This is a genomic window from Myroides odoratus, from assembly GCF_965118575.1.
Classification (GTDB): Bacteria; Bacteroidota; Bacteroidia; order Flavobacteriales; family Flavobacteriaceae; genus Flavobacterium; species Flavobacterium odoratum_B.
In genome coordinates, this window is sequence record NZ_CBCPHW010000027.1 from 1 (window position 1) to 25,064 (window position 25,064).

Genomic DNA, 25,064 nt, shown 5'->3' on the forward strand with positions numbered 1-25,064 from the left:
GTCTTCGGGCGAAGTAGTAGCGGTAAAGATCAATGTTTCCCCCTTCAAGACGCGAAGCGCTTGAGGACCGCCTTGCATCACAGAACCACAATGGAGCTCACTTTGATTGCTCAGTGTTAAACCTGTTACATTGGAAACATAGGTGGGGACTTCAAAATGATGCAACGCCTCTAAATCCAACAGGGGACTAAAAGGGGTGAGATCGACAAAGGCCTCAAGGGCTTGTTCTACCTCATGCTGATCGAGGGTGATAAGCTGTCCATGGGTGAATATTTGAAGGGTTCCTCCTAGGGTGCAACCCAGTTGAGCTTGATGGGTTAAGATGTCTCGTCCATCGATCAAGGGAAAATGATCGTTTTGAGGTACTTCCCAAAATCCACGGGGGAGATACGTACAGGTTTTATCATTGCCTTTTTTATAACTGCACACCACAAAGGGGGCAGGACCAACCTTAAATTGATTGTCCTCGATCGTCGCAATGAGCTTGTCTTGCGTATTGGCATAAAACTTTCGGTGGCTTGTAAGGGCTAATTCAGGAAAAACAGAGGGATTTCCCGTACAGCTACATGTGGCTCCTTGACAAACAACATAGGCTGAGCTTGACAATGGATCAGAGGCGGCAGCAGTTTGTTCTCCGCTTGTTTGTTTTTGGTCTGTTTGTTTTTGGTCTGTTTTATCTTCGGATTGTAACGATGATGAACGAAGAATATGTTCTACTTTCTTGTTTTTTTCCGTAGCATGCATTTTTGTTGTTCTATTTATAAAGCTTATTTACTTAATGAGTTCATGTTCGGCTTACTGTTAGTTGTGATGCGCAATAATTTTTTTTTGCATCCCTATAAGTTTCCTTCCACTGTAGTTGAGTGATTTCATGCGATTCATTTAACTCAGCCTGAAATTGTTCCTGATGGATGAGTTTAGAATCATCTGCTAACTGCCCTATTTTTTGAAGCTTAAGAAGGGTATCGGAAGACTTTTTACCTCTTCCTTTCAAAAAAAAATGCGGTTTAGTTTGTTGTTCTATTTTATAGGTATAGTGTACTTCTGTATCTCTATATCCATTTATTTTGAACAGCTTTTTTAGGAGGGGATGGTATTGATATTCACCACTAATTATCCGCAACCATACATGAAAAAAAAGATCTTCTTGCAATTGGTTAATCAATTTTTGTTCCTGCTTAACTAAGGTGTCTAATTGCAGTATTATCCTAGTAATACTAAGACCTTCATACGTAGATTGAAGTTGGGGTTTTAAAATTGTATGCCAATACGTTTGTATTTCTTTTAGGTTTAAGATGTGTTGAATTTTACCTTCGTTTGTAAGAGCTAATTTTAAATTAGACCACAGAGAATTACTTTGGATAAGTGCTTCTATATAGGGATAGTTGAGCGGATAAGAATGCCGTTCTAGATTTCGTTTAATGGTAAATACAGCTAGGCCCTTTGATTTTTTTGCGGCTTTTATAATTTCAATTCTATAGCTTATTTGTTGGGATTTATTTTCTTTAGTAGTTTCGATACCAAGACTAAAGGGGGTGTTTTTTTTGAAGGAGAAAATAAAAAAAGGTTGGATTTCCATGGTCAAAATAATTTTACTTTTTTGTTACTCAGCACTTCAATTTCTTTATTGGAGGCTAATTGTAAATTATCTATAGTAGTTTCAATGCGTGCGGTTTCACTACTTACGAGATACTTTTTCGAATACCAAAGTGTATCGCATACAATCTGAGCATGCGTATTACGAGCAGAGAGGCGATAATCATGGCCTGCTGTTAGATCTATGTTTTTATTTGCATGTAAAACAAGATGTTCTTCTGCTATAGCTGTAAGGTTTTCACTTGCATGAAATTGAATGTTTTTTGCGATGAGCAACAGATTTTCGGGTGCAGATAGGGTAGTTGATTTAGTTGTTGTATCGAGTAATATGTGGTTACCTACGGTATCGTATATTTCAATGGATTTTTCTTCTGTAAATTGAATGGTATGCCCACTACGGGTGATAATACTCTTGATATGATTGTCTTGACCTCCCCCTTTTGCTGTTTCTCCGTGGAATAGGCTTCCTAATACAAATGGACGATCGGGTTGATTACCTATGAAATTCACTAAAACCTGATCTCCTTCTTCGGGGATGAACACCAATCCTCGGTTCGCATCTACTTGGGCGCTGCTGCCCGCATTGTTTGTCATTACCCGAATAAATGCGGTGTTTTGATTTGTATTTTGCCAATCAAATCTCACTTGTACCCGTCCTTTTGAATGCGGGTCTTTGTTGTTGACTACCGTGGCAATTTGTTGCTCTACAACGGGCTGTTCATAGTCTATACGAGAGAGAGAGCCGAGTTGAGCATCTACTGCTTCAAACCGCCCTTCATATTTACCTAAAGCATCTAAGGTGTGGTGAATGTCTGTTATTACCAAGGTCGTAAAATGAAGAGGTGTTTTTTTATCGGGCTGAAGCATATGTAGAGCGACTAGACATCCGGGATATAGAAAAGGAACTGTAGTTATACCGGTTGTGACAAAAACATGGAGTCCCTCATTGCTAATCACGCTGTGTTGTACGTTTTGAATATCTTGATTAGTTGCCGCCTTTAGGGGGGCTTGTTGTAAAGATGGAGATGTAAATATTTTTTGAGATCGAGCATAAGCTGCTTGAGCTAAGGTTCCTTTTATTTCTGAAGGAGTCTCTTCGGTGGCACTTAATCGCTCATTGCGAAAACTATTGTAACCGTATAACTGACGATTGACATGACGGGCATGCAGGTGAATCTCTACATGATCAACATCCCGTCCATAAACTAATTGTATCGCTTTTTCTGGGTTTGGTATTTTTCCAAAATGAAGAACCTCGCCATCATAAAAAAATGGTTCTCCATACGCTTCAGCCATACGCGCTAAATAATTATAAGCAGTTTCGTTATACTGACAGCTGTACGATATCGCGGAGGTTTTAGAAAGTTGAATCCGCGATTTGTATTTGCTGTTTTGATAATAGCCTTCATCTAGAATTTGAGAAACGATAGCCTGCAAAGAAATAGCGTTATTACCTCCGAAACTTTGAATATGAGGAGCTTGATCTAGAAGAATGGTCGGACTATACCCTTTAAGAACTAAATAACCGCTATTGCCATGGGATTGCTCAAAACTAACCTGAGTAATAATACCTGAAAAAATGCGCTCAGGCTTAGCGATACTATTTTTATAACGAATGGAAACAAGTAAGCGTTTGCCTAATAAATGCTGAGCCTCTTCCATTTGATAGGTTTCCTCTGTTTGTAAACTATCGTGACTAAAAGAGGCTGTAAACGCATGATGAGTCTTGGAGCTTTGGTTTAATTCGAAGTGTTTATAATTGATTAATTCTTTGCCTTCTGCTATAAAGGTTACTTGTACTAAATGATTCACTCCGTGAATGAGGTGATGGATTAGCGCCGTAGCATTGCTGTGTATACCATCCGTTGAGATAGAATTAGTCATACTTAAAGATTCAGATTTAGCTAAAAAAATATTTTTTATACTTGCCTTTTTTCTAATTCAATTACTAAGAGAAATAAAAGCAGAATAAATACAATAAGACCTAAATAGGTTATTTCTTGTATTGCAATTTAACCTCTTTTTATGTGGTAAAATGGAGTTATTACGTATGATAATTCAGTATTTATATCAATAAATTTTAAATTATGTAATAAAAAAAAGAATATAGGTGATTTTAGGGTATTTAGGGACTATTACTTTGACCTTAATGTTTAAGGTTTTTAAGTACTTAATTCTTTAAATAAAAAGGAGTAAAGAGATACGATTATCTCCGAGTAAAAATAGATGAGAGATAAGGAAAATGTGATTTGCTCTTTTTCTAAAATCTGAAAGGAGGGAGAGGGAAGTAGTTAAAAAATAAAAGGATATCCTTTTTGAGGATATCCTTTTGTATTTGAACGATAGAATTGTATTATATAACTACTTATTTTTCAATCTCTTCTGAAGTAAATGTCAATTTTACTGTAGGGAATTTACTTTGTGTCATTTGCACTGAAAATTCACTATCTGCTAAGAAAACCAGTTGTCCTGATTTATCAAAGGCTAAAAACTTCTGTTTAATGCGTTTGAATTCCTTGAATTCTTCATTTTTAGGATCTTCAGGTCTTACCCAACAGGCCTTGTATGCCGCGAAATTCTCATAGGTACATTTTGCACCGTATTCATGCTCTAAACGATATTGAATTACCTCGTATTGCAAAGCGCCAACAGTTCCGATAACTTTTCTACCATTCATTTCTAAGGTGAATAATTGTGCAACCCCTTCATCCATTAACTGATCGATACCTTTTTCTAATTGCTTAGATTTCATTGGATCTGCATTGTTAATATATCTAAAGTGCTCTGGTGAGAAATTTGGAATTCCTTTAAAGCTCATTATTTCTCCTTCAGTAAGGGTGTCACCAATTTTAAAGTTTCCTGTATCGTGTAAGCCTACAATATCTCCTGCATAGGATATATCAACAATTTCTTTTCGCTCTGCAAAGAAGGCATTGGGACTAGAAAATTTTAATTTTTTGTTTTGTCTTACATGTAAATACGGGGTATTTCGCTCAAAAGTTCCTGAAACAATCTTGATAAAGGCCAAACGGTCTCTGTGTTTAGGATCCATATTAGCATGGATTTTAAATACAAAACCACTAAATTCTTTTTCTTTTGGCTCAACAATTCTTGTGTCTGATTCTTTTGGTCTTGGTGAAGGGGCGATTTGGATAAAACAATCCAATAATTCGCGAACACCAAAATTATTTAAAGCAGAACCAAAGAATACGGGTTGTAATTCTCCATTGATATAAGCTTCTCTGTCAAAATTAGGGTAGATTTCACGAATGATTTCTAACTCTTCTCTTAACTTTGCAGCGGCTTTATCTCCAATTAACTGATTTAATTCTTCCGACTCTAAGTCAGAAATATTGATGACATCATCGATGTTTCTTTTACTGTCATTGGTAAATAAGTTCACGTTATCTTCCCAAATATTGTAGATTCCTTTAAAATCATACCCCATTCCAATCGGATAGCTTAAAGGCGTAACTTTTAGTTGAAGTTTTTGTTCTACTTCATCCATTAAATCAAAAGCATCTCTACCTTCACGATCCAATTTGTTGATAAAAACAATCATTGGAATGTTGCGCATACGACATACTTCAACCAATTTTTCCGTTTGTTCCTCAACTCCTTTAGCTACGTCAATAACCACAATAACACTATCAACTGCGGTTAAGGTTCGGAAAGTATCTTCAGCAAAATCTTTATGCCCAGGTGTATCTAAGATGTTGATTTTTTTGTCCTTATAATTAAAAGCTAATACAGATGTAGCAACTGAGATTCCTCTTTGGCGCTCAATCTCCATAAAATCGGAGGTAGCTCCTTTTTTTATCTTATTATTTTTTACTGCACCTGCTTCTTGAATCGCTCCTCCAAAAAGTAGCAATTTCTCTGTTAAGGTTGTCTTACCAGCATCGGGGTGAGCAATGACACCAAATGTTCTCCTGCGGTCTATTTCTGTTAAAAAACTCATCTCTAAAAAAATTAGGTTGCAAAAATACTCATTATTTGCTGAAAATAATAATAATGAATAACAATCCTTGGGCAACTCATTTATTTACTAACCCCAAAAGGGCTATAAATAAAAACTAGAAATAAGGGATGAAGAACGTTATAGTACTTATTTTGGCCGAAAAAACTAAATAGAATGTTAATCCTTAAGGTAAATAAATGAGGTATTAGTAATATTGTTAATTAAGTTTTTTAACTCGCTTGTTTAAGTCTATTTTTATTAGTTTTTTTAAAAATAATCCCTTTTGCGGTTGAGAAGTGTTATTTTTGTTAGCAAAGTGAAAAAAGGTAGAAGTAATGAAGTATAGAGGAATTCAATATATAAAACACAGTGTGGTTTTACTGGCCATACTTTTGGGCTATACTAGTTGCGATAAGCAAAAAAAACTAGATGGAGATAAGTATATCGCTAGGGTAGATGATACCTATTTAGAACGATCTTCTTTACAAAATCTCGTTCCTCCTCAAAGTACCGCAAAAGACAGCTTAGCTATGGTTGAACTATTTATCAATAAATGGGCAACGAAACAATTGCTAATGGATGCTGCTGAGTTTAATCTGTCCGATGAGAAGAAAAAGGAAATTGATGAATTAGTTGCCAATTTCAAAACAGAACTCTTGATTAAAGGGTATTTGGAAAAATTAGTTCAACAATCGGTTGATACGGTTGTTAGAACCAGTGACCTCAAAGAATACTACGATAAAATTAAAACCGGTTTTAGAGTAGATGATATGTTAGTCAAACTTTCCTATGTTAATATATTAAATACAAATACCCATTTTAATAAGATAAAGAATGGATTTAATGGCGGGAAAGCGATCAAGTATGAATTGCTAGATCAATTGTCCTTACAAATGAAATCCTATGTATTAAACGACTCTCTTTGGGTTAATGTATCTCAAATCTATGAGAAATTACCCTTTGTTAATGCAGAAAATAGAGACCAATATTTAAAAAATAATACCTATTTCGAGGTTAAGGATGAAAATAGTACGTACTTTGTGCGCATCAATCGGGTATTGCTAAAAGGTGATACTGTACCTTATTCTTATTTAGAACCCTCTTTGCGATTAATGGTTTTAAATAACCGAAAAATGGAATTATTAAAACAGATTGAAGAAGATATTTTAAAAGATGCAAAAAAAGATAAAAATTATGAAATTTATCAGTAAGAAGGTGATGTTTGCACTAGGGCTATCATGTATTATGATAGGAGGTTTGCAAGCACAAAATCCAGCGGGAAAAAGAAAGATTGATGGTGTTGTTGGCGTAGTTGGAGATTATGTAATCTTAGAATCAGAGATTGATAAAACGTTATTAGAGCTAAAGGCTCAACGTGTTCCTATTGAAAATTTATCAAAGTGCGATTTATTTGAACGTTTGTTAGAAGATAAGTTATATGCCCATCAAGCAGTTCAAGATAGTATTGAGGTTAGTGATACTGAAGTAACGGGATATATGAATGACCAAATTAATAGAATGGTCGAGGAAGTAGGAGGAATTGACCGTATTTTAGGTTTTTACAATAAAAAAACAGAAGAAGAATTTAGAGATTACTTTTTTGATATTGTAAAACAAAATAAACTGACTCAAGCGATGCAAAGACACATTGTAGAGAAGGTAACAATTACCCCTGAGGAGGTAAGACAATTTTTTAAATCTATTCCTGAAGATGAAAGACCAACCGTAGGGGATGAGGTAGAAATTGCAGAAATTGTGGTAAAACCAGAAATATCTAAAGAACAAAAACAAAAAGTAATTGATCGACTCAATGAAATGCGTAATGATGTTTTAAATAATGGGGCTAGTTTTTTCAGTAAAGCAGTACTTTTTACGGATGACAAAGGATCTGCGGCTAATGGAGGTTTTTATTCTATTACAAAGAAAGATCCCTTTGCTAAAGAGTTTAAAGAAATCGCTTTTAGTTTAGCAGAAGGAGAAATATCAGCGCCATTTGAAACGGAATTTGGATTTCATATTATCTATTTAGAGAAAATTAGAGGACAACATTTAGATGTTCGCCATATCTTATTAACACCAAAACCAACTGAGCAAGCGCTAGCAGAAGCAAAGAAAAAGCTAGAGGGAATTCGCGAAAAAATTATCAATCGCGAAATTACTTTTGCTGAGGCAGCAGCAGCTTCATCGGATGATAAAGACACCAAACAAAATGGTGGTGTTTTAAGAGATCCTGCAACAATGGATCCTCGTTTTGATTTAAATAAAATGGAAGATAGAGAATTGTACTTTTTAGTTAATTCACTTACGGAACATGAAATCTCTGGAGTTTCCTTAAAAACAGATTATAGAGAACAAAAAAGTTATCGTATTGTAACGATTAACAAAAAAATACCAGCACATAAAATTGACTTTGTAGACGATTATACGAAGGTTAAGAACATGGCTTTGAACAAAAAACAGGAAGAAGAGTTACAAAAATGGATTGTAAAGAAGATAAAAGACGCCTATATTAACATTCAAGGGGAATATAGAGACTGCAAATTCCATAATAATTGGCTTAAAAACTAAGAAAATAATAATCTAAAGGATTGAAAACGACATTTTAGCAATAGACTAGAATGTCGTTTTTTTATTAAATAAGATTGAATGTTTGGAATATTTTAATATTATAGATAAAAAAATAATTAATTTCAGATTTATTGATAATAAATACTAAAAGTATAGTAGTTTACTCAGTAAAGTAGAATGTTTATAAATAATAATTTTTGGATTTGAGGGAAATATTAAAAATTTTTGAAAATTAATTAGATTGATTAAATTTGCGAGGACAAAAAATAAAATACAAGTCAAATCCTCTTTTTGAACAACGGGTATTCGATTTAAAATTGTTTTTTTTTAGCCAACTAGTAGGTGTCTTTTTATTTTATGAGAACGGTGCACCAAGTAGTAAAAAAGAAAGAAACAATTTCAAAGAGATTCCTATCGGACTAGAAGAAGTTGAAGAAGAAAAATAACTAATACAAAATAATCGGTTATAGGGAAGGGGGGGCCTTTGCTTTTCAACTACCTGTAAATAATAGATATGAATTATGAGCTTTTATAAGGATTACATCAACGAGATTGAAGAAAGAAAAAATCAAGGACTTAACCCTAAGCCAATTGATGGTGCTGAGCTATTAAGTGAAATTATAGCACAGATAAAAGATACAGAGAATGAGCATCGCGCTGAATCTCTTAAACTTTTTATTTATAATGTTTTACCTGGTACAACAAGTGCTGCTGGGGTTAAAGCGAAATTTTTTAAAGAGATTATCTTAGGTGAAGTAGTGGTTAAGGAAATTACACCAACCTTTGCTTTGGAATTGTTATCACACATGAAGGGTGGACCTTCTATCGAAGTGCTATTAGATTTAGCTTTAGGTAATGATGTAGCAATTGCTCAAGAAGCGGCAAAAGTACTTAAAACACAAGTGTATTTGTATGATGCAGATACTGATCGTTTAAAAGAGGCCTTTGTAAGTGGAAATGCTATTGCAAAAGAGGTCTTAGAAAGTTATGCTAAAGCGGAGTTCTTTACTAAACTTCCTGAAATTGATGAAACAATTGATGTAGTTACTTTTATTGCAGGTGAAGGAGATATTTCTACGGACTTATTATCGCCAGGTAATCAAGCACACTCGCGTGCAGATCGTGAACTTCATGGCTTGTGTATGATTAGCCCAGAAGCTCAACAGCAAATCAAAGCCTTACAAGAGTTACATCCAGGTAAAAAAGTAATGTTAATTGCTGAAAAAGGGACAATGGGAGTTGGATCTTCTAGAATGTCAGGGGTAAATAACGTGGCACTTTGGACAGGTAAGCAAGCAAGTCCTTATGTTCCATTTGTGAATATTGCGCCAATCGTTGCAGGTACAAATGGAATCTCTCCAATTTTCTTAACAACTGTAGATGTCACGGGGGGTATTGGAATTGACCTTAAGAACTGGGTAAAAAAGACAGATGCAAACGGAGAAGTAGTTCGCAATGAAAAAGGAGAACCTATCTTAGAAGAGGTTTATTCTGTAGCTACTGGTACGGTATTGACAATTAATACAAAAACGAAAAAATTATACAAGGGTGAGCAAGAGTTAATCGATATTTCGAAAGCCCTTACGCCTCAAAAAAGAGAATTTATCAAAGCAGGTGGATCTTATGCTATCGTATTTGGTAAAAAAATCCAAACTTTTGCTGCTAACTTATTGGGGATTGAAACTCCAGAAGTATTTGCACCTTCAAAAGAAATATCGATTGACGGTCAAGGATTGACTGCAGTTGAAAAAATCTTCAATAGAAATGCGGTAGGTGTAACTAAGGGGAAAGTATTACACGCAGGTTCTGATGTTCGTGTAGAAGTTAATATCGTTGGATCTCAGGATACAACAGGATTAATGACTGCTCAAGAATTAGAAGCAATGGCGGCAACTGTTATTTCTCCTATCGTGGATGGAGCATACCAATCTGGATGTCATACAGCATCAGTTTGGGATAAAAAAGCGCAAGCAAATATTCCTAAATTAATGAAGTTTATGAATGACTTTGGTTTAATTACAGCGCGTGATCCTAAAGGAGAGTATCATGCAATGACTGACGTTATCCACAAAGTATTAAACGATATCACAATTGACGAATGGGCCATTATTATCGGTGGAGATTCTCATACAAGAATGTCTAAAGGGGTTGCTTTTGGTGCTGACTCAGGAACTGTAGCTTTAGCTTTAGCAACGGGAGAAGCTTCTATGCCAATTCCAGAATCTGTAAAAGTTACTTTCAAAGGAGATATGAAAGAGCACATGGATTTCCGTGATGTGGTTCACGCTACTCAATCTCAAATGTTGAAACAATTTGGTGGAGAAAATGTATTCCAAGGAAGAATTATCGAAGTTCATATCGGTACACTTTTAGCGGATCAAGCGTTTACTTTCACAGATTGGACCGCTGAAATGAAAGCGAAAGCATCGATTTGTATTTCTCAAGATGACACTTTAATTGAATCTTTAGAAATCGCTAAGAGCCGTATCCAAATCATGATTGATAAAGGTATGGATAATAGAAACCATGTACTTCAAGGTTTAATTAATAAAGCAAACAAACGCATTGAAGAGATAAAAACAGGAGATAAACCAGCTTTAACTCCGGATGCAAATGCTAAATATTACGCAGAGGTAGTGGTAGATCTTGATATCATTGTAGAACCAATGATTGCCGATCCAGATGTAAATAACGATGACGTTTCTAAACGTTATACGCACGATACAATTAGAGAACTTTCTTACTACGGGGGAGACAAAAAAGTTGATCTTGGTTTCGTAGGATCTTGTATGGTTCACAAAGACGACTTGAAAATTGTTTCTCAAATGCTTAAAAATATTGAAAAACAAATGGGTTCGGTGAAATTTAATGCACCTCTAGTAGTAGCAGCACCAACGTACAATATCATTGATGAGTTGAAAGCTGAAGGAGATTGGGAATATTTACAAAAATATTCTGGTTTTGAATTTAGTGACCTTTTACCTAAAAATAATGCACGTACAGAATATGAAAATATTATGTATTTAGAGCGTCCAGGTTGTAACTTATGTATGGGTAACCAAGAAAAAGCAGCTAAAGGAGATACCGTAATGGCAACATCAACGCGTTTATTCCAAGGACGCGTGGTTGAAGATACGGAACGCAAAAAAGGGGAATCCCTTTTGGCTTCTACACCAGTAGTTGTTCTTTCTGCTATTTTGGGTAGAGTTCCTACAATGGAAGAATACAAAGCTTCTGTAGAAGGGATTAACTTAACAAAGTTTAAACCACTTTCTACAAAGTAATTTGACTAAAAATACAGCAATAAAATTAGACCTTCTTTTTTAAGAGGGTCTTTTTTTTTGATGATAAGTTAGAGTCCTTACTTCTTGCTCTTAATACCATTTTTAAACAATAATTCTATAGCGATTAATAGTTGACCTGAATAAAAAAAGCCTTTTAATTACTGTATACAAAATGAAACTAAGTGGAAGAATTTCATCCTGCATATTCATCCAGTACTTCTACTATACATTACTTCACACTTGAGAAAAAATAGTAGGATTCTACGCGTAATTTTAAAAGTATAAACAGAAGTGAATAGACTAAATCAGAGTTCAAGTATATATTTACCCGATGCTATGTAGATTTAAGGTCGTATAAATGATTTATTTTAACACTTTTAATACTTTGTAGTTGGTCTACTAAGTTATTTCATCTATTTTCAAAGCTAGACGTTTTATTGCTATAATTTGTTCGTAAACGCTACAAGAAAAAAAATAATGCTTGTAGCTCTCTTCTGCGTATTGAGTTAGTACAGAGATGACAATCGACGGGTCTCATTCATTTAGATTTAGAAAAACCTTTTAGTACTACACCAAAAAGTTTCGATTTGTATATTTTGTTTTTCTTTAGCCATTTTTTAGTCCATTATTTTTTAAAAAAAGTGCTTTTTCACTCTTACATAAAGAAGTGATTAATTGTTTATTTTTGTTAATTTCTATTTTTAATATGCTGTAATTCAGTGTATTATTTTTTTTAAAAAGTAAATGAAACAGTGATTTACAAGAAGGAAAAAGGTATATCCAAATTTACTTTGCTCTTTTTACACTTTGGTGATTTTTTTTTGGGGAGTGGTGATTTCTTTGTCGTATAAAATTAATACAACAAAAAGATGAAAAGAATAATCTTTATAGCGTACTGCTTATTAATAAGTTCTGCTAAGGCACAAGTTGGCGTAAATACTGTTGATCCTACCAGTTCATTAACGGTGAATGGTTCTTTTGGGGGAAAAGTCACGGATGTTTACGAAAGAGCATACAAAATCAAAGAGGATGACTTCTATATTACGTATAAAAACGCAGGTGATGGTGGAAGTATTGTTTTACCAAATTTGAAAGAAAAAAAAATAGAAGGTCGTGTTTATCATATTAAAAATTCGATGGGTACGGGCGCGGTTACCTTGCATACAGGAGGAAATGGAAAAATAGTATTTGGGGATTCTCAAATCGCTTATGAAGCTGTTTCACACCCATTACCTTCAGGTAATGCAATTACTCTTGTAGCAGGGAAATTTGATACTTGGGAAGTTTATAATGAAAGGATTGCCTATCCACTTCCGAATCAAGCTAGAAGTATCATAAAGTATATGGAATATGATCGTCCTGGATCTAGTATATCAAAAAAGGAGCTTACATATGAAAATCTAAAAATTAGACTGGTTGATATGGGGAATAATGATATTTCTATGCAGTTTGCCCTATTAAAAAATAGTAGTTATACGATTCTTTGGTACGCAAAGGAAGGAACTATTGTTCCTTATAACGAAAATTTCGCAAAAAAGCATTATACACCACGAACAAATCAATGGTATTTTTTGGACGATTCATCGCAAAGTACAAAGAAAGATCGAGCATCTCTTAGTACTTTTTTTAAGATGGTTTGCTATATCTCTTTAGAAGATTTGAATGAAATCTATAAAATTACTACCTATCCACATATGAATAAAAGCACAGAATTAATTATTGAAAGAATATAAACAAAAACAGAAATTTTAAACATGAAGAAAATTGTATTTTTTGCCTTTTTACTAGGTGCAGGTTTTGTAGCAAAGGCGCAGGTAGGAATTGGTACACCAACACCCATTGATTCAGCGATGCTGGATATTGAAGCCAATGATAAAGGTATTTTGATACCAAGAGTAAGTTTAACGAGTGCAACTGTTTTTTCTCCTATTGATGGTACTGAAATAGAGAGTTTGCTCGTATTTAATGCAGGAACGGTACTTAAAAAAGGATTCTATTTTTGGAAAGACAGCAAATGGAATCAAATCATTGATGAAATTGGCCTAAAGGATGCTATTTCAGACGCGTTAGGGGGAGAAAATTTGGATCTAGGTGAAATTAAAAAAATAGTAGATTTCTTGGTACCTACTAATCCTCAAAGTAGTGATAAATCAGTAAGTCAGGCAGCACTTATCATTGACCCCGTTGACAATAAAATTTACAGTGTAAATTACAATGAAACAACAGCAACTTATGAAAGAAAACCAGTTGATTTACAAGAAGGTGTGAAAGAGGCGGAAACGCGTACGTTCTTTAAAAAAGCACTAATCACAGAAGATGGACAAGCTCCTGCATTTGAATTGACCAATGCTGAGCCTAACTTTACAGCAAGTAAAAAAGGAGAAATCTACTATCAATATTTAGGAGAAGATAACCGCATCGATTACTTAAATCTATCTGCCGATGTAACCAATATTATCGAAAACAACGAAAGTATCAAACAGGAAATAACAAATATCTTGAACCAAGGTGGAAATGTTTATTTCACGCAAGTAGCTATTGATAATATACCTGCCAATAGTGTTTATTTCGTTGACACAGAGACCAATGAAAAAAAACAAATTGATCTAACACCTAGTATCATTAACTCGATTACAGAAAATACAGAAATTAAAGAAATAATTAAAAACGAAGCTGGAAACAAAATTACTACAGATACAGTTATAAAAACGGGAAATCAAATCGATGGTGATGCGGTTTATATCTATAAAACAACAACAAAAATAAAAGGAGCAAAAGCAAACAAAGTACAGCTTGATGGGAAATTACATGAGGGAGCCCGACATATTGATCGCATTCTTAACCTACAAGTATTTAAAGGAAAGCAATTAATTACCAATGCAGTAACCGATGTTGTTATTGATGTTACCCAAACACGATTCGATTTTAACCTTGGAAACGGAAAAATGTATGTGCCCGTAGTAGAAGGGGATTATGAAATTATTGTTGAGTTTACAGCAAAGTAAGCCTTTATTCAGGTGGGTTTTCTCACCTGAATAATTTTCAATTTTTGAACCTTAATTTTAGATTTGAAAAGATAGAGTAAAGCGCAATGCTAGGTGGAGACAAAAGAAAAAAAGTTGTTTTCTACCAGAAAATCCTCAAATTAAGTTTGCCCAATTAGCCTTGACTAAATTAAAAAAGGAAGAAATGTAAAATAGACAGAAACGGCTTATTTTATCCCAAGTATCCAATAAACGAATTAAAAAAAGTGATTTTAATACCCGAATGGGTGACATCAATGTTAGTTTGGAATATTATTTGCATAGAGAAGGGAAATATACAAAATTCAAACAAATCTATGCCCCAAAAGAATTTGTTTGACGCTAATAATTCAATTATAAGCGTATTAGGATGACTAATTTAGTTTATTGATTTCATACTACGAGTTGATTTTAAATGATATAGAGGAAGAAAAGAATAGAAGATTTTACTAGTAGCCTTAGCATTTTTAAGTTGCGAAATGAATCGATATTAATTGCGAATAGCCCTTCAAATGAGAATAAAAAAAAATAGAATATTAAATACAAAAATCAATGTACTACAGATTTGCCTTGCTATCATTGAAAAGGTGAGAAATAGTAGGATAGGTTTATAGTAGAATAAAATCAATGCGCTTTACGCAATAGTACGCAATTAAGAACGAGAAAAAGAAAAGCAATGGAGCTACTCAAGTACATTTTAATTTCCATCCCTATGATTTCATCTTTAACCTGTGGAATTATTTTAATGGTTGTTTTTTACAAAAATCTTTCTGTAACTGAAATACCAATTTTGAGAACACTAGGGGGATACTATTTTGCCTTATTTTTATTGTGGATTACAACTAATTTAACCTACAATTTAGCGGAGTTAAGACTCTTTCTACTCCCTCTGTTTTCATTGTTAATCACCTTATCTCAAGTGTGTTTCTACCATTTTATATGCTATATCATACCTGCAAAAAAGAAATTTGACTTTTTCCAGTATAAGATGATCTTTATTTTATTCGTGCTATCCTATGCTTTTGTTTATGCTTTGTCTGCAACTAAAGGCAGTAAACAATTGGATTTTGATGTTTTTTGCTCCAAATACTTAAGGGTTTACATCACATTGAATATCGTATACTACACAGTTTTGTGTTGGATAAGAATTTATTGCTATCACAAGGAAAAGTTAAAGCGGAAAACTAAAATTAAACGAATGAATTGGGTACATGTAGTTTTATTGATAAAAACGGTATTTACACTCTCGTTTTACTTTAATAATTATAGTGTTATTATGCAGAGTATATCCGTATTAGTGCTTTCTGCTCAGCATGTAATACTGACATTTAATATGTTATTAGAGAAAAATAGATTAAAAATTCCTGTAGCTTACAAAACGAATATCATGTTGTCATCGGGACAAATTGTTTGTGTGGATCAGACGGGAACACTAACCAATGATGTACTAGAATCAACATTTATTAATTCGCATACACAAGCTGAAAATCTCCTGACACAACAAGATATTGTAACCTATTTTACAAACGATAAGCCTTATACGAACAAAGATTTTCGATTAGATAAACTGGTGAGTCACTTTGGTGTAAATAGAACGTATGTGTCAAAATTTATCAATGTTACTTACAATTGCAATGTAAGTCAATTTATTAATTGCTGGCGCTTAAAAGAAGTCGAACGATTACAAAGACGACACAAAGAAAATAGGATTGAAGATTTAGTTTTACAAGCAGGATTTTCTGACTATAGACATTATTTACGGGCGGCTCATAGCGCTGAAAAGCGACAACAATATTAATATTTACTTATGGATTACGAAAATCTTTTCTTAGGGGTCTCTTTTTCATCTTCAATCTTCTCGGCGCTCTTTTGTTTAACCCTACTGGGGCTTAAATTAGTCGAAAGAACAACAGATCAAAATGTTAAAAGAGTTTCTGTTGTTTTAATTTTGTTTTTTATTGTATGTGTCTTTTTTTATAGTACAACTTTTTTTGATGTATTTCAAGTATGGCAGCTACGTTGTTTCAAAGGGGTGAACTTTGCAACAGCCCTATTAATGCCTACTTTGTTTTATCATCTCATTTTTATTCTTACTCGGCTACAAAAAGTAGAGCGATTTAAATACTTTAATTATATTATCTGTTTAACTATAGGACTTGTTTTTTGTCTCTATCACATTACAGGATTAGAAGGAATAGTAGAAGAACGTTATTTTGAGAAAAATATCCCTTCCTTTTTGCTGTCAAATGAAGATACGATTATGGCAACCTTGTATAATATCTTTTATCTAGTATTGTCTTTGTATCGTTTAATTCGCTACCGAAAAAATATAGCCAATTATTCTTCGGATGAAGAAAGAGATTCCTTATTGTGGTTGTATCCCGTTTTTGTAATAGGGTTTTTACTCTTTCCTGGGTCAATACTTCTTTACCTGATGCTATTTGCTCAAACCAACCTAATCTTTGGCCAGCTAATCTCTAATTTCTTATTTATGTTCTTTAATATTAGCCTTTGTTACAATGTGTTTTGCGAAAATTTTGCTCATATAACAGAAGATATTTTAGAAGAAGAAAAAAAGATTGACAGAGAAGAAAATAAAAAGCTAAAAGAATTAACTATTGACAAAATAATTTTTGAAAAGTATATGTTGGAAAAGAAACCTTTTTTAAATCCTCAACTGAAAATTACGGATTTAATTAGGGACTTAATGACAAATAGAAGTTATTTATCTCAATTTATTAACACAACCTACAAGATGAACTTTTCTCAATATATTAATCAATGCCGATATAAAGAATATATTGAAATTAAATCGGTTGTTAATCAAGGAGATGAAATCGATGAAGACCTTATTTTAGCGAGTGGATTTAGAAGTTACGAGAGTTTTAAAAGAACCGAAGATGCTTTTTGTAAGGCCTAAAAATAAGCGGTATACAACGATTTTCGCCAACCTGTTATATCTTAATAGAGCTTCATTCCAATTAGAACAAAATTTACAATTTACCCGATTTCTTGTTTACTTGATATAGAATAAACAGGATGAAAAAGACTAGCACATAATGAAAAAAAAATACTTATATCGCTTTATACTTACTCTAACTGTTTTAGTACCAAGTTTAAGCACAGCTCAAAAAACTTTTTTTTACAACAAGGGAATATTTCAAGTTAAAAGTAAAACTTTGATAAGTTCATTCTCAGATTTTACAAACCTTAGCCAAGGTAAAGTAAGGAACGATGGAATAATCTATTATTATGGAAATTTTTCCAATGAAGGGTATTTCGACTTTACTAAATCACTAGCTACAGGAGAAGTATTTTTTATCAATAATAAACGAGAGAATACAAGAATTGAAGGAACAGAAGTTGTTAACCTCAATAAAGTTACCTTTGATAGTAAGAGAGCTTTTACCTATTTTGACCTTAAAGCAAATCTAGATATATGGGGAGAAGTGGATTTTAAAATGGGGATTATAAAAGTGGATTCCTTGTTTAATACAACTACAAAATTGCCCTATGGTTTAGTTAGTTTTATGCCTAAATCTAAACACAAAAATAGCAATGCACTTAGTTTTATTGATGGACAAGTTGAAAAAGTAGGAGCGGAAGCATTTGTTTTTCCAGTAGGAAATAAAGCACACTACAGACCAGCCGCTATATCTGCTCCTCCGAGTAATAAAGAAGTGATATGGGGGAAGTATATTTGGAATGATTCCGCTTTTTTCGCTAAACATCAAACACATGTAAAAGAGATTAAACAAATCAATACAACAGAATATTGGAAAATTGAAAAGGCAACAAACAGTACGGCAAGCATCATTTTGACTTTAAGTTGGGATGAAGAAACCACACTTGCTGAAGTGTTGAGTAACGTTGAAAGCGAATTGCATATTGTGTATTGGAATCCCACTAAATTACGATGGGAGGATGTAGGAGGAGTGGTGGATATAGCAAATAAGTCGATTTCCACTCCAACTAATATCACAGATTTCGGTTATTTTACATTAGCGACAGTGACAGAGCCTGACACGAATAAGGATGGCCTTATCATTTACAATTTTGTCAATGCAAATGGCGGAGACGAAAATGATTATTTTAGAATAGAAAACATTACTAAGTATCCCAAAAATACGGTTCAAATATACAACCGCTGGGGAGCAAAAGTGTATGAAACAAAAAACTATAATCACGAGGGTAATGTTTTTAAAGGCTATCAAAGTAAAGGGGGGAAACTACCGGCTGGAACGTATTATTACCTCATCACTTATGAAACAGAAACAAAAAACAGAAGCTATACCATAAAAAAATCGGGATATCTACATTTGGATACAAAATAAAGGAAGAAGTATATAGTTAAATTAATTCAGCTCCTTACTAAAGTGAAAAATAGGCGTCCCTAAAAGACGCCTATTTTGAGTATACGCAGTTATTTGCAAATTTCAACTTCAACTAAGTCCATACAAGAAGAAATAACGTCAAATTAGAAAAAGTCAAACAAAAGAAATTCCAATTGAGTCGTTCTTTGGATTGGGAGTAGATAGACTTTACCTATATAGAAATAAGTTATTTCTTTTGAAAAGTGCTTTGAATCGCTGGGAAAAAAGGTATTTTTGTTTTACAATTCTTAAAAAGATATAATATGTCAACGATAGAAAAAACAAAGTGCTTAATTATTGGTTCGGGACCAGCAGGTTATACAGCTGCTATTTATGCTGCAAGAGCAAATATGGCTCCAATTTTGTACCAAGGATTACAACCAGGAGGACAATTAACAACAACAAATGAGGTAGAAAACTTTCCTGGATATCCTGATGGTGTAACCGGACCTGAAATGATGTTGCAGTTGGAAGCTCAGGCTAAGCGCTTTGGAACGGAAGTAAGAGATGGATGGGTGACTAAGGTTGATTTAAGTCAAGAAGTAAAAAAAGTCTGGATAAACGAAACAACAGAAGTACACGCAGATACCGTAATTATTTCTACAGGAGCAACGGCTAAATATTTAGGATTACCGTCAGAACAACATTACCTAAGTTTGGGCGGTGGAGTTTCTGCTTGTGCTGTATGCGATGGTTTTTTCTATAGAAATCAAGAGGTTGTGATTGTAGGTGCAGGAGATTCGGCTTGTGAAGAAGCTCATTATCTGTCTAAGCTTTGCAAAAAAGTAACCATGCTTGTACGCAGTGATAAATTTAGAGCTTCTAAAATTATGGAGGATCGTGTTCGCAATACAGCTAATATTGAAATTTTAATGGATACAAGTACAGTTGAAGTCTTAGGAGATGGAAACGTAGTAACTGGAATTAAAGCAAAGAATAATGCAACAGGGGTAGAGATTGACATCCCAGCAACTGGATTTTTCGTGGCAATCGGTCATAAACCCAATACAGATATCTTCCAAGGACAATTGACCATGGATGAAACAGGGTATCTACTAACAGAAGGAAAAACAACCAAAACGAATCTGCCAGGGGTTTTTGCTTGTGGAGACGTTCAGGATAAAGACTACAGACAAGCTGTTACAGCTGCTGGTTCCGGATGTATTGCTGCTTTAGATGCAGAACGTTATTTAGCTTCCAAAGACTAAATAAGAGGTGTTTCTTACTTCTTACTAATCTATAATGAATTAGGGATAAGGTAATTATGCTTTGTCCCTTTTTTTATCCATTTATTTTTCCTCGTTTATCTGTTTTTAGTACAGTGCATCACTAAGATATTTTTATCTTTGTACTTTAAAATCTCAACATGCTTTTAGTAAAAAATATATCGTTTAGTTATACCGCCAATTATACCGTTATAGACGCCATAGATTTAGTGATTGAAAAAGGAAAACACGTTGCTTTATTAGGAGAAAGCGGATGTGGAAAAAGCACTCTTTTAAAATTGATCTACGGTTTGTACGATTTAAATCAAGGTGAAATCTTTTGGGATGACAAGCAAGTACTAGGTCCTGCCTATAATTTAGTGCCAGGTATGGAAAATATGCATTATCTAGCACAGGATTTTGATTTAATGCCCCATACAACGGTAGCTGAAAATATTGGAAAGTTTCTATCTAACTTTAATTTAGAAAAAAAGAAAGCAAAAATAGCCGAATTGTTGGAGTTAATCGAGATGACAGACTTTGCAGATGTAAAAGTTAAAGCATTGAGTGGCGGACAGCAACAAAGAGTAGCAATTGCTAGAGTTTTAGCCGTTGATCCTGAAGTATTATTGTTGGATGAACCTTTTAGCCATATTGATTATTCACGTAGAAGTGTTTTACGTCGAAAGATTTTTTCCTATTTAAAAGAAAAAAACATTACCTGTTTGGTCGCTACACACGACAGTATGGATGTATTGAGTTTTGCAGATGAAACCATCGTCTTAAAAGAGGGAAAGGTAGTTGATTATGGCGATACCCAAGATTTGTATGAATACCCTTCTGATAAATACGTGGCAACCCTATTTGGGGAAGTTAATGAATTGTATATCTCTGATTTTACACCAGAAACCCTAGAGGACGAAGTGCTATTAATCTACCCACATCAATTGATGATATCCAAGCTAAAAGGAATATTAGAAGTGGAAATACAACACGTTTATTTCAATGGTGATGGTTATTTAATTTGTGCGCGTTTTAAAAATAATAGAGACTTGTATTTTAATCATCCTGCATCCGTGCAAATAGGAACAAAGGTTAAATTAGCTTTGAAAAAATACCAATAAGAGGAAACGTAATCGAATAGCGCCCCCCATTGTTGATTGATTCTATTTCTGTATTAAATCCAGTATTTTAATTCCTAAAACAACACCATGACGCATTTGTCGATTGGAGGATGAAGTAATATAGTCAATTCTAAAAGGTCTGAATTTGCCAAACCCAAAGTTATTTAAGCCAATGCTAAATTCCTTGTAGGTTGGTCTATCAGGGGTATGAAGCAGGTGAAACCCAATAATAAAGGAATACCTTGTTTTGTTTAAAAGAGGAATTTTATTAATTAGATATCCTCTAAAATCGTGTTCTAAGTGAAATTCAACATAAGATTTATTTGTACTGTATTCATAATACGGAAGCAAATTGAATTGCTTATTGTAAATAGCTGTTGAACCAATAAACGTTTGATTTCCATTAAAGTGTTTGTAATCTGTAAAAGGAATCTGATTTTGTTCAAAGAATTGACCTATAGATATTCCCGTATATAAGGCTCCGATATTGCCAATATTATTTTGATATTTGGTTGCAATAGAACCAAAAGTATAACTAAAATGACGATCGGTTGTATTAAGTGCTTTTTCTAAGTGCACTTCTAAAATCGGGTATTTGGATTGTTGTATATATTGCTTTTTATCGGGATAACTAATCGTTTTTTGATCAAAAACAACCTGTACATTCACTTGCAGTTTCACAACGCCATTGTCTTTAAAAGAAGGGGTAACAAAGTCAGAAGGATCCAAAGGATTATTAGAGGTGAAATCCAAAGTAGGTACAAAAGGTGGATTTTGGATTGTATTGTATAAATTTTGTCGATGAGCATATTCTAAACGCCCTTCAAATTTAAAATTTGTGAAGGCGTATTGACTGTAATCTAAAGCAATGTATTTCTTTTGAAAATACTTGGCATAATTCTTACCAAACCAAGCAGAAGCAAAAGAGTTAATTGGTTTTTTTATTGGATCATCTTGATTGAATTGCTCAATAGATTCCCCTGCTTCTAATCGAATTGTGCGGTAGTTATTTTGATTAAATACATGGGAAGCATAACCAGAAAATCGAAACTTATCTTCACTAAACCCGTAACTCACGTTGACCCCATAAGAGGTAGCCGCATTGTTGGCTCTCAATTTGGTGTAGTCAATGCCAGATGTAATATTAAATCCTTGTACTGCATTGAATGCAAAAGTAGACAGTAATCCATGGTAACTATAGGTACTGTTCTTATACGAATTGACATATTTATAGCCCTTGATTAACTTGAAAATAGTGAAATTGTTAGTTCTTTTATCAATTGAATCAAGGATTGCTTTTGTGTTATCTGTTAGGAAAATGGCTTTTTGATTGAAATATTTTTTTTCACCTGCGGTCAGGCTAAATGGACGGATAGCACCTAGCTTTTCCTCTTCATTGCTATTGTAGTTTTTAGCAAAAGTCAAATATTCATTGGTTCGATTCTTCATTAAATCAGCTGGTTTTTCGGTGTAATTAGAAAAACTACTTTCAAATTTTCCAATAAAATCAAAAACAAAGAATTTCCCATCAAAAACGAGAGTCTGTGCAATTTTTACATTCGCTTCCAAAGAAGGAGAAGGCACATACGTTTGTTTGATTTGTAAGTTGTGAATGTTTTTTAAGTTGACATTATTACCTCGCATTTTAGCATAAAAAGACAAGACCTGCCAGTTTTTACTCGTAAATTCAATATACCCCTCCATAATTGGTTCTCGATCTCGCTTAGGCGAAAAATAGATGCGATAGATGGTGTCTTCTCCTTCTTTTTCTTCAGATATAATATCAAAATTATAATACGAATTAGCATAAGGTAAAAGCGGAGAGACCACATTAATTTGTTTAGATACCTCCTGGTCAAAAATATTAAAATCATTATCCGTTCCAGTTAAGAATAGAATCTCTTTCGAATTTCCTCTTTGTTGTAAAGCATGTACGGTTTCTTTACTGATGATTTTATTTTGATAATCTAAATCGGAATGTATTTCACTGAGGTAAATGAAATTCCCAGCTTGCTCACTGTCAATGTCTAAAGCTGGATCTAAATCTTTGCGTTTCTGTCCTAAATAAGAAGAACGTTGTGTATTAAGCTGAAGATCTCCTTTGGCGTAATAGGAAACCTGGTAATTTGATTTTTGTTGTTTAAACTGCTTATACAGAAGCGAAATCAGATAAGAAGCATAATCGCTTTGTTGCGCTGTATAAAGTAAACTGCCTTTATCTAAGGGGGTTAATTCAATTTCAAGGGAATTTGTTTGCTCTTTATACTTAATCTTTTCATGTTCAAACCCCTCTTTTTGAATAAAAATAGGTAGCTTAGAATGCCAATCTATGGTGAAAGAACCGTGAGCGTCTGTGCGGGTATGATTAAAAGTACCTGGGATAAAAATCAAACAACCTTCAATGGGAATGTTAGCTGAAGTAGTGATTTTTCCCTGAATCGTTTGGGCATAGCCTAAACTTCCTGATAGAAAAACTAAGAGGACAAATAGAAATAAAGTAATTTTCAGCAAAAGATTGTACATTAATCTAGAAAAGAGCTAAGCGCTAACTCATAGCTTTTTAAACCAAAACCTAGAATAACACCTTTACAAGAAGCTGCTAATTTAGATGTTTTACGAAAATCTTCGCGGGCATGTGTATTGGATATATGTACCTCAATTACAGGAGTACTAATTGCTGCAATAGCATCACCTAAGGCAATAGAAGTGTGTGTATAACCCCCAGCATTAAAAATAATGCCATCATAACTAAAACCAACTTCGTGTAATTTATCAATTAAAACCCCTTCTATATTCGACTGAAAATACACAAGCTCACAAGTAGAAAATGTAACTTTTAGCTGCTCAAAGTAGGTTTCAAAACAGGTATTCCCATATATAGTAGGTTCTCTTTTTCCTAATAAATTAAGATTGGGACCATTGAGTATCAGAATTTTCATTTTTCATTTTTAGTGGTACATGAAAACAAAGATATTTAATATTAAGCTTGGATAGACAAAAGGAATAGCTAATATTTAGAAAGACCTCAATTTAGTTTCCCTTGATTTTGAATGTTTTAAGTTTTACGCTGTTTGAAAAAGAATTATTTTATTGAAATTAACTAAATGTTAACTATTTGTGCTAACGTAATAACTAATTGATTTACAATATCATGTTAATTTTTTAATTATATAAGGTTTCTTTAATGTTATATTTTTATTAAATAAACGTCTTGTTGGTGTGATAAGCCGTACTTTCGTTTTAGTTAATAGTAATAAAATTAATGTATATGAAAAAATTAGTACTATCATTAGTAGCAGTAGCTGCTTTAGGTTTCACTGCTAACGCACAAGAAAAAGAAAAACCAACTTTTGGATTCCAAGAGGGAAACATCATGCTTGAAGGGAGTTTCAATATCTCTGATAAAGTGGATAAAAATTCTAACTCAGGTAATAAAGTAAAAACGACTACGTATAAAGTAAATCCTAAGGTAGGATACTTCTTATCGGATAAAGTAGTAGTAGGAGCTTCTATGGCATTTGGTAAAGGAGAACAAGAGTTTTTTAATGATGCAGTAGCTACAAACTTGTATGCTGGCGCATTTGCTCGTTATTATTTCTTAGAATTGGGTAACCGTTTCAAAACATATGCTGAAGTTGGTGTAGGTTATGATCAAAAAGAGGTTTCTGCAGTAAAAGAAAAAATAACAGGTATTCAAGCGGGTCTTGATTTAGGATTTAATTATTTTCTAACTGAAAATTTAGCAGTTGCTTTCACTTTAGGTAATGTATTTTCTTATGGAAATCACGACCATAAAAAGGATGGAAACAAACTAGGAACTGTTTCAGAAACAGAAGCTAATGTGAATGTTTTCAATAATTTCTTTGATAACGCAACATTTGGATTAGTTTATAAATTCTAAACTAAGTACAGTAATTAATAGAATAGGAA

17 protein-coding genes are annotated in these 25,064 nt (G+C 33.6%); 11 read left to right on the plus strand and 6 right to left on the minus strand.

Annotated features, from left to right (window positions below; all coding sequences use genetic code 11):
• From ACMHJ2_RS16635 to ACMHJ2_RS16650, 4 genes are all read right to left on the minus strand, one after another.
• A partial coding sequence (locus tag ACMHJ2_RS16635; RefSeq protein ID WP_413513988.1) for a DUF4280 domain-containing protein occupies positions 1 to 744 on the minus strand: 744 nt, incomplete at its 3' end.
• A 40-nt stretch (positions 745 to 784) separates the two neighbouring features.
• Entirely contained in the window at positions 785 to 1,579 is a 795-nt protein-coding gene (locus tag ACMHJ2_RS16640; RefSeq protein ID WP_413513989.1) for a hypothetical protein, read from the minus strand.
• Positions 1,580 to 1,581: 2 nt separating this feature from the next.
• Positions 1,582 to 3,480, minus strand: coding sequence for a type VI secretion system Vgr family protein (locus ACMHJ2_RS16645; RefSeq protein WP_413513990.1), 1,899 nt, complete (start codon positions 3,478 to 3,480; stop codon positions 1,582 to 1,584).
• A gap of 481 nt (positions 3,481 to 3,961) precedes the next feature.
• Entirely contained in the window at positions 3,962 to 5,557 is a 1,596-nt protein-coding gene (locus tag ACMHJ2_RS16650; RefSeq protein WP_413513991.1) for a peptide chain release factor 3, read from the minus strand.
• A 335-nt stretch (positions 5,558 to 5,892) separates the two neighbouring features.
• Between ACMHJ2_RS16650 and ACMHJ2_RS16655 the strand changes: the two genes are divergently transcribed.
• The 10 genes from ACMHJ2_RS16655 (at position 5,893) to ACMHJ2_RS16700 (ending at position 21,134) form a co-directional block, all read left to right on the plus strand.
• Positions 5,893 to 6,768: a hypothetical protein gene (locus tag ACMHJ2_RS16655; RefSeq protein WP_413513992.1), complete on the plus strand. Its 876-nt coding sequence runs from the start codon at positions 5,893 to 5,895 to the stop codon at positions 6,766 to 6,768.
• Positions 6,752 to 8,125 (plus strand): peptidylprolyl isomerase, encoded by a 1,374-nt coding sequence (locus ACMHJ2_RS16660; protein WP_413513993.1) that lies wholly within the window; start codon positions 6,752 to 6,754, stop codon positions 8,123 to 8,125. Before ACMHJ2_RS16655 ends, ACMHJ2_RS16660 begins: the two co-directional genes overlap by 17 nt.
• Positions 8,126 to 8,646: 521 nt before the next feature.
• Entirely contained in the window at positions 8,647 to 11,409 is a 2,763-nt protein-coding gene (locus tag ACMHJ2_RS16665; protein WP_413513994.1) for a bifunctional aconitate hydratase 2/2-methylisocitrate dehydratase, read from the plus strand.
• Between the two features lie 869 nt (positions 11,410 to 12,278).
• The gene (locus tag ACMHJ2_RS16670) at positions 12,279 to 13,142 is read left to right on the plus strand and encodes a hypothetical protein (RefSeq protein ID WP_413513995.1); all 864 of its coding nucleotides are present in this window, start codon (positions 12,279 to 12,281) and stop codon (positions 13,140 to 13,142) included.
• 21 nt (positions 13,143 to 13,163) lie between these two features.
• Positions 13,164 to 14,414, plus strand: coding sequence for a hypothetical protein (locus ACMHJ2_RS16675; RefSeq protein ID WP_413513996.1), 1,251 nt, complete (start codon positions 13,164 to 13,166; stop codon positions 14,412 to 14,414).
• Positions 14,415 to 15,630: 1,216 nt separating this feature from the next.
• The gene (locus tag ACMHJ2_RS16680; RefSeq protein WP_413513997.1) at positions 15,631 to 16,230 is read left to right on the plus strand and encodes a hypothetical protein; all 600 of its coding nucleotides are present in this window, start codon (positions 15,631 to 15,633) and stop codon (positions 16,228 to 16,230) included.
• 9 nt (positions 16,231 to 16,239) lie between these two features.
• Positions 16,240 to 17,352, plus strand: a complete 1,113-nt coding sequence (locus tag ACMHJ2_RS16685) for a hypothetical protein (RefSeq protein ID WP_413513998.1) — start codon at positions 16,240 to 16,242, stop codon at positions 17,350 to 17,352.
• 259 nt (positions 17,353 to 17,611) lie between these two features.
• Complete coding sequence (locus ACMHJ2_RS16690; RefSeq protein WP_413513999.1) at positions 17,612 to 18,766, plus strand: gliding motility-associated C-terminal domain-containing protein; 1,155 nt, start codon at positions 17,612 to 17,614, stop codon at positions 18,764 to 18,766.
• 302 nt (positions 18,767 to 19,068) lie between these two features.
• Positions 19,069 to 20,013 carry a thioredoxin-disulfide reductase gene (gene trxB, locus ACMHJ2_RS16695; protein WP_413514000.1) on the plus strand — a complete coding sequence of 315 codons (945 nt, stop codon included), beginning with the start codon at positions 19,069 to 19,071 and terminating at the stop codon, positions 20,011 to 20,013.
• A gap of 158 nt (positions 20,014 to 20,171) precedes the next feature.
• Positions 20,172 to 21,134, plus strand: a complete 963-nt coding sequence (locus ACMHJ2_RS16700) for an ABC transporter ATP-binding protein (RefSeq protein ID WP_413514001.1) — start codon at positions 20,172 to 20,174, stop codon at positions 21,132 to 21,134.
• A gap of 42 nt (positions 21,135 to 21,176) precedes the next feature.
• Here the strand turns inward: ACMHJ2_RS16700 and ACMHJ2_RS16705 are convergent, their stop codons facing one another.
• Positions 21,177 to 23,645, minus strand: coding sequence for a DUF5686 family protein (locus ACMHJ2_RS16705; RefSeq protein WP_413514002.1), 2,469 nt, complete (start codon positions 23,643 to 23,645; stop codon positions 21,177 to 21,179).
• An 11-nt stretch (positions 23,646 to 23,656) separates the two neighbouring features.
• A complete protein-coding gene (aroQ, locus tag ACMHJ2_RS16710) occupies positions 23,657 to 24,073 on the minus strand; it encodes a type II 3-dehydroquinate dehydratase (protein WP_413514003.1) in 417 nt (138 codons plus the stop codon).
• Between the two features lie 329 nt (positions 24,074 to 24,402).
• On the opposite strand from aroQ, the gene ACMHJ2_RS16715 reads away from it, so the two are divergent.
• A complete protein-coding gene (locus ACMHJ2_RS16715) occupies positions 24,403 to 25,035 on the plus strand; it encodes an outer membrane beta-barrel protein (RefSeq protein WP_413514004.1) in 633 nt (210 codons plus the stop codon).
• The last annotated feature ends 29 nt before the right edge of the window (positions 25,036 to 25,064 follow it).

Bases quoted from the DNA above. Each gene is read 5' to 3' on its own strand.
- ACMHJ2_RS16640 (WP_413513989.1), bottom strand. From the start codon at position 1,579: ATGGAAATCCAACCTTTTTTTATTTTCTCCTTCAAAAAAAACACCCCC.
- ACMHJ2_RS16650 (WP_413513991.1), bottom strand. From the start codon at position 5,557: ATGAGTTTTTTAACAGAAATAGACCGCAGGAGAACATTTGGTGTCATT.
- ACMHJ2_RS16655 (WP_413513992.1), top strand. From the start codon at position 5,893: ATGAAGTATAGAGGAATTCAATATATAAAACACAGTGTGGTTTTACTG.
- ACMHJ2_RS16660 (WP_413513993.1), top strand. From the start codon at position 6,752: ATGAAATTTATCAGTAAGAAGGTGATGTTTGCACTAGGGCTATCATGT.
- aroQ (WP_413514003.1), bottom strand. From the start codon at position 24,073: ATGAAAATTCTGATACTCAATGGTCCCAATCTTAATTTATTAGGAAAA.
- ACMHJ2_RS16715 (WP_413514004.1), top strand. From the start codon at position 24,403: ATGAAAAAATTAGTACTATCATTAGTAGCAGTAGCTGCTTTAGGTTTC.
- trxB (WP_413514000.1), top strand. From the start codon at position 19,069: ATGTCAACGATAGAAAAAACAAAGTGCTTAATTATTGGTTCGGGACCA.
- ACMHJ2_RS16670 (WP_413513995.1), top strand. From the start codon at position 12,279: ATGAAAAGAATAATCTTTATAGCGTACTGCTTATTAATAAGTTCTGCT.
- ACMHJ2_RS16675 (WP_413513996.1), top strand. From the start codon at position 13,164: ATGAAGAAAATTGTATTTTTTGCCTTTTTACTAGGTGCAGGTTTTGTA.
- ACMHJ2_RS16665 (WP_413513994.1), top strand. From the start codon at position 8,647: ATGAGCTTTTATAAGGATTACATCAACGAGATTGAAGAAAGAAAAAAT.
- ACMHJ2_RS16680 (WP_413513997.1), top strand. From the start codon at position 15,631: ATGAATTGGGTACATGTAGTTTTATTGATAAAAACGGTATTTACACTC.
- ACMHJ2_RS16645 (WP_413513990.1), bottom strand. From the start codon at position 3,480: ATGACTAATTCTATCTCAACGGATGGTATACACAGCAATGCTACGGCG.
- ACMHJ2_RS16700 (WP_413514001.1), top strand. From the start codon at position 20,172: ATGCTTTTAGTAAAAAATATATCGTTTAGTTATACCGCCAATTATACC.
- ACMHJ2_RS16685 (WP_413513998.1), top strand. From the start codon at position 16,240: ATGGATTACGAAAATCTTTTCTTAGGGGTCTCTTTTTCATCTTCAATC.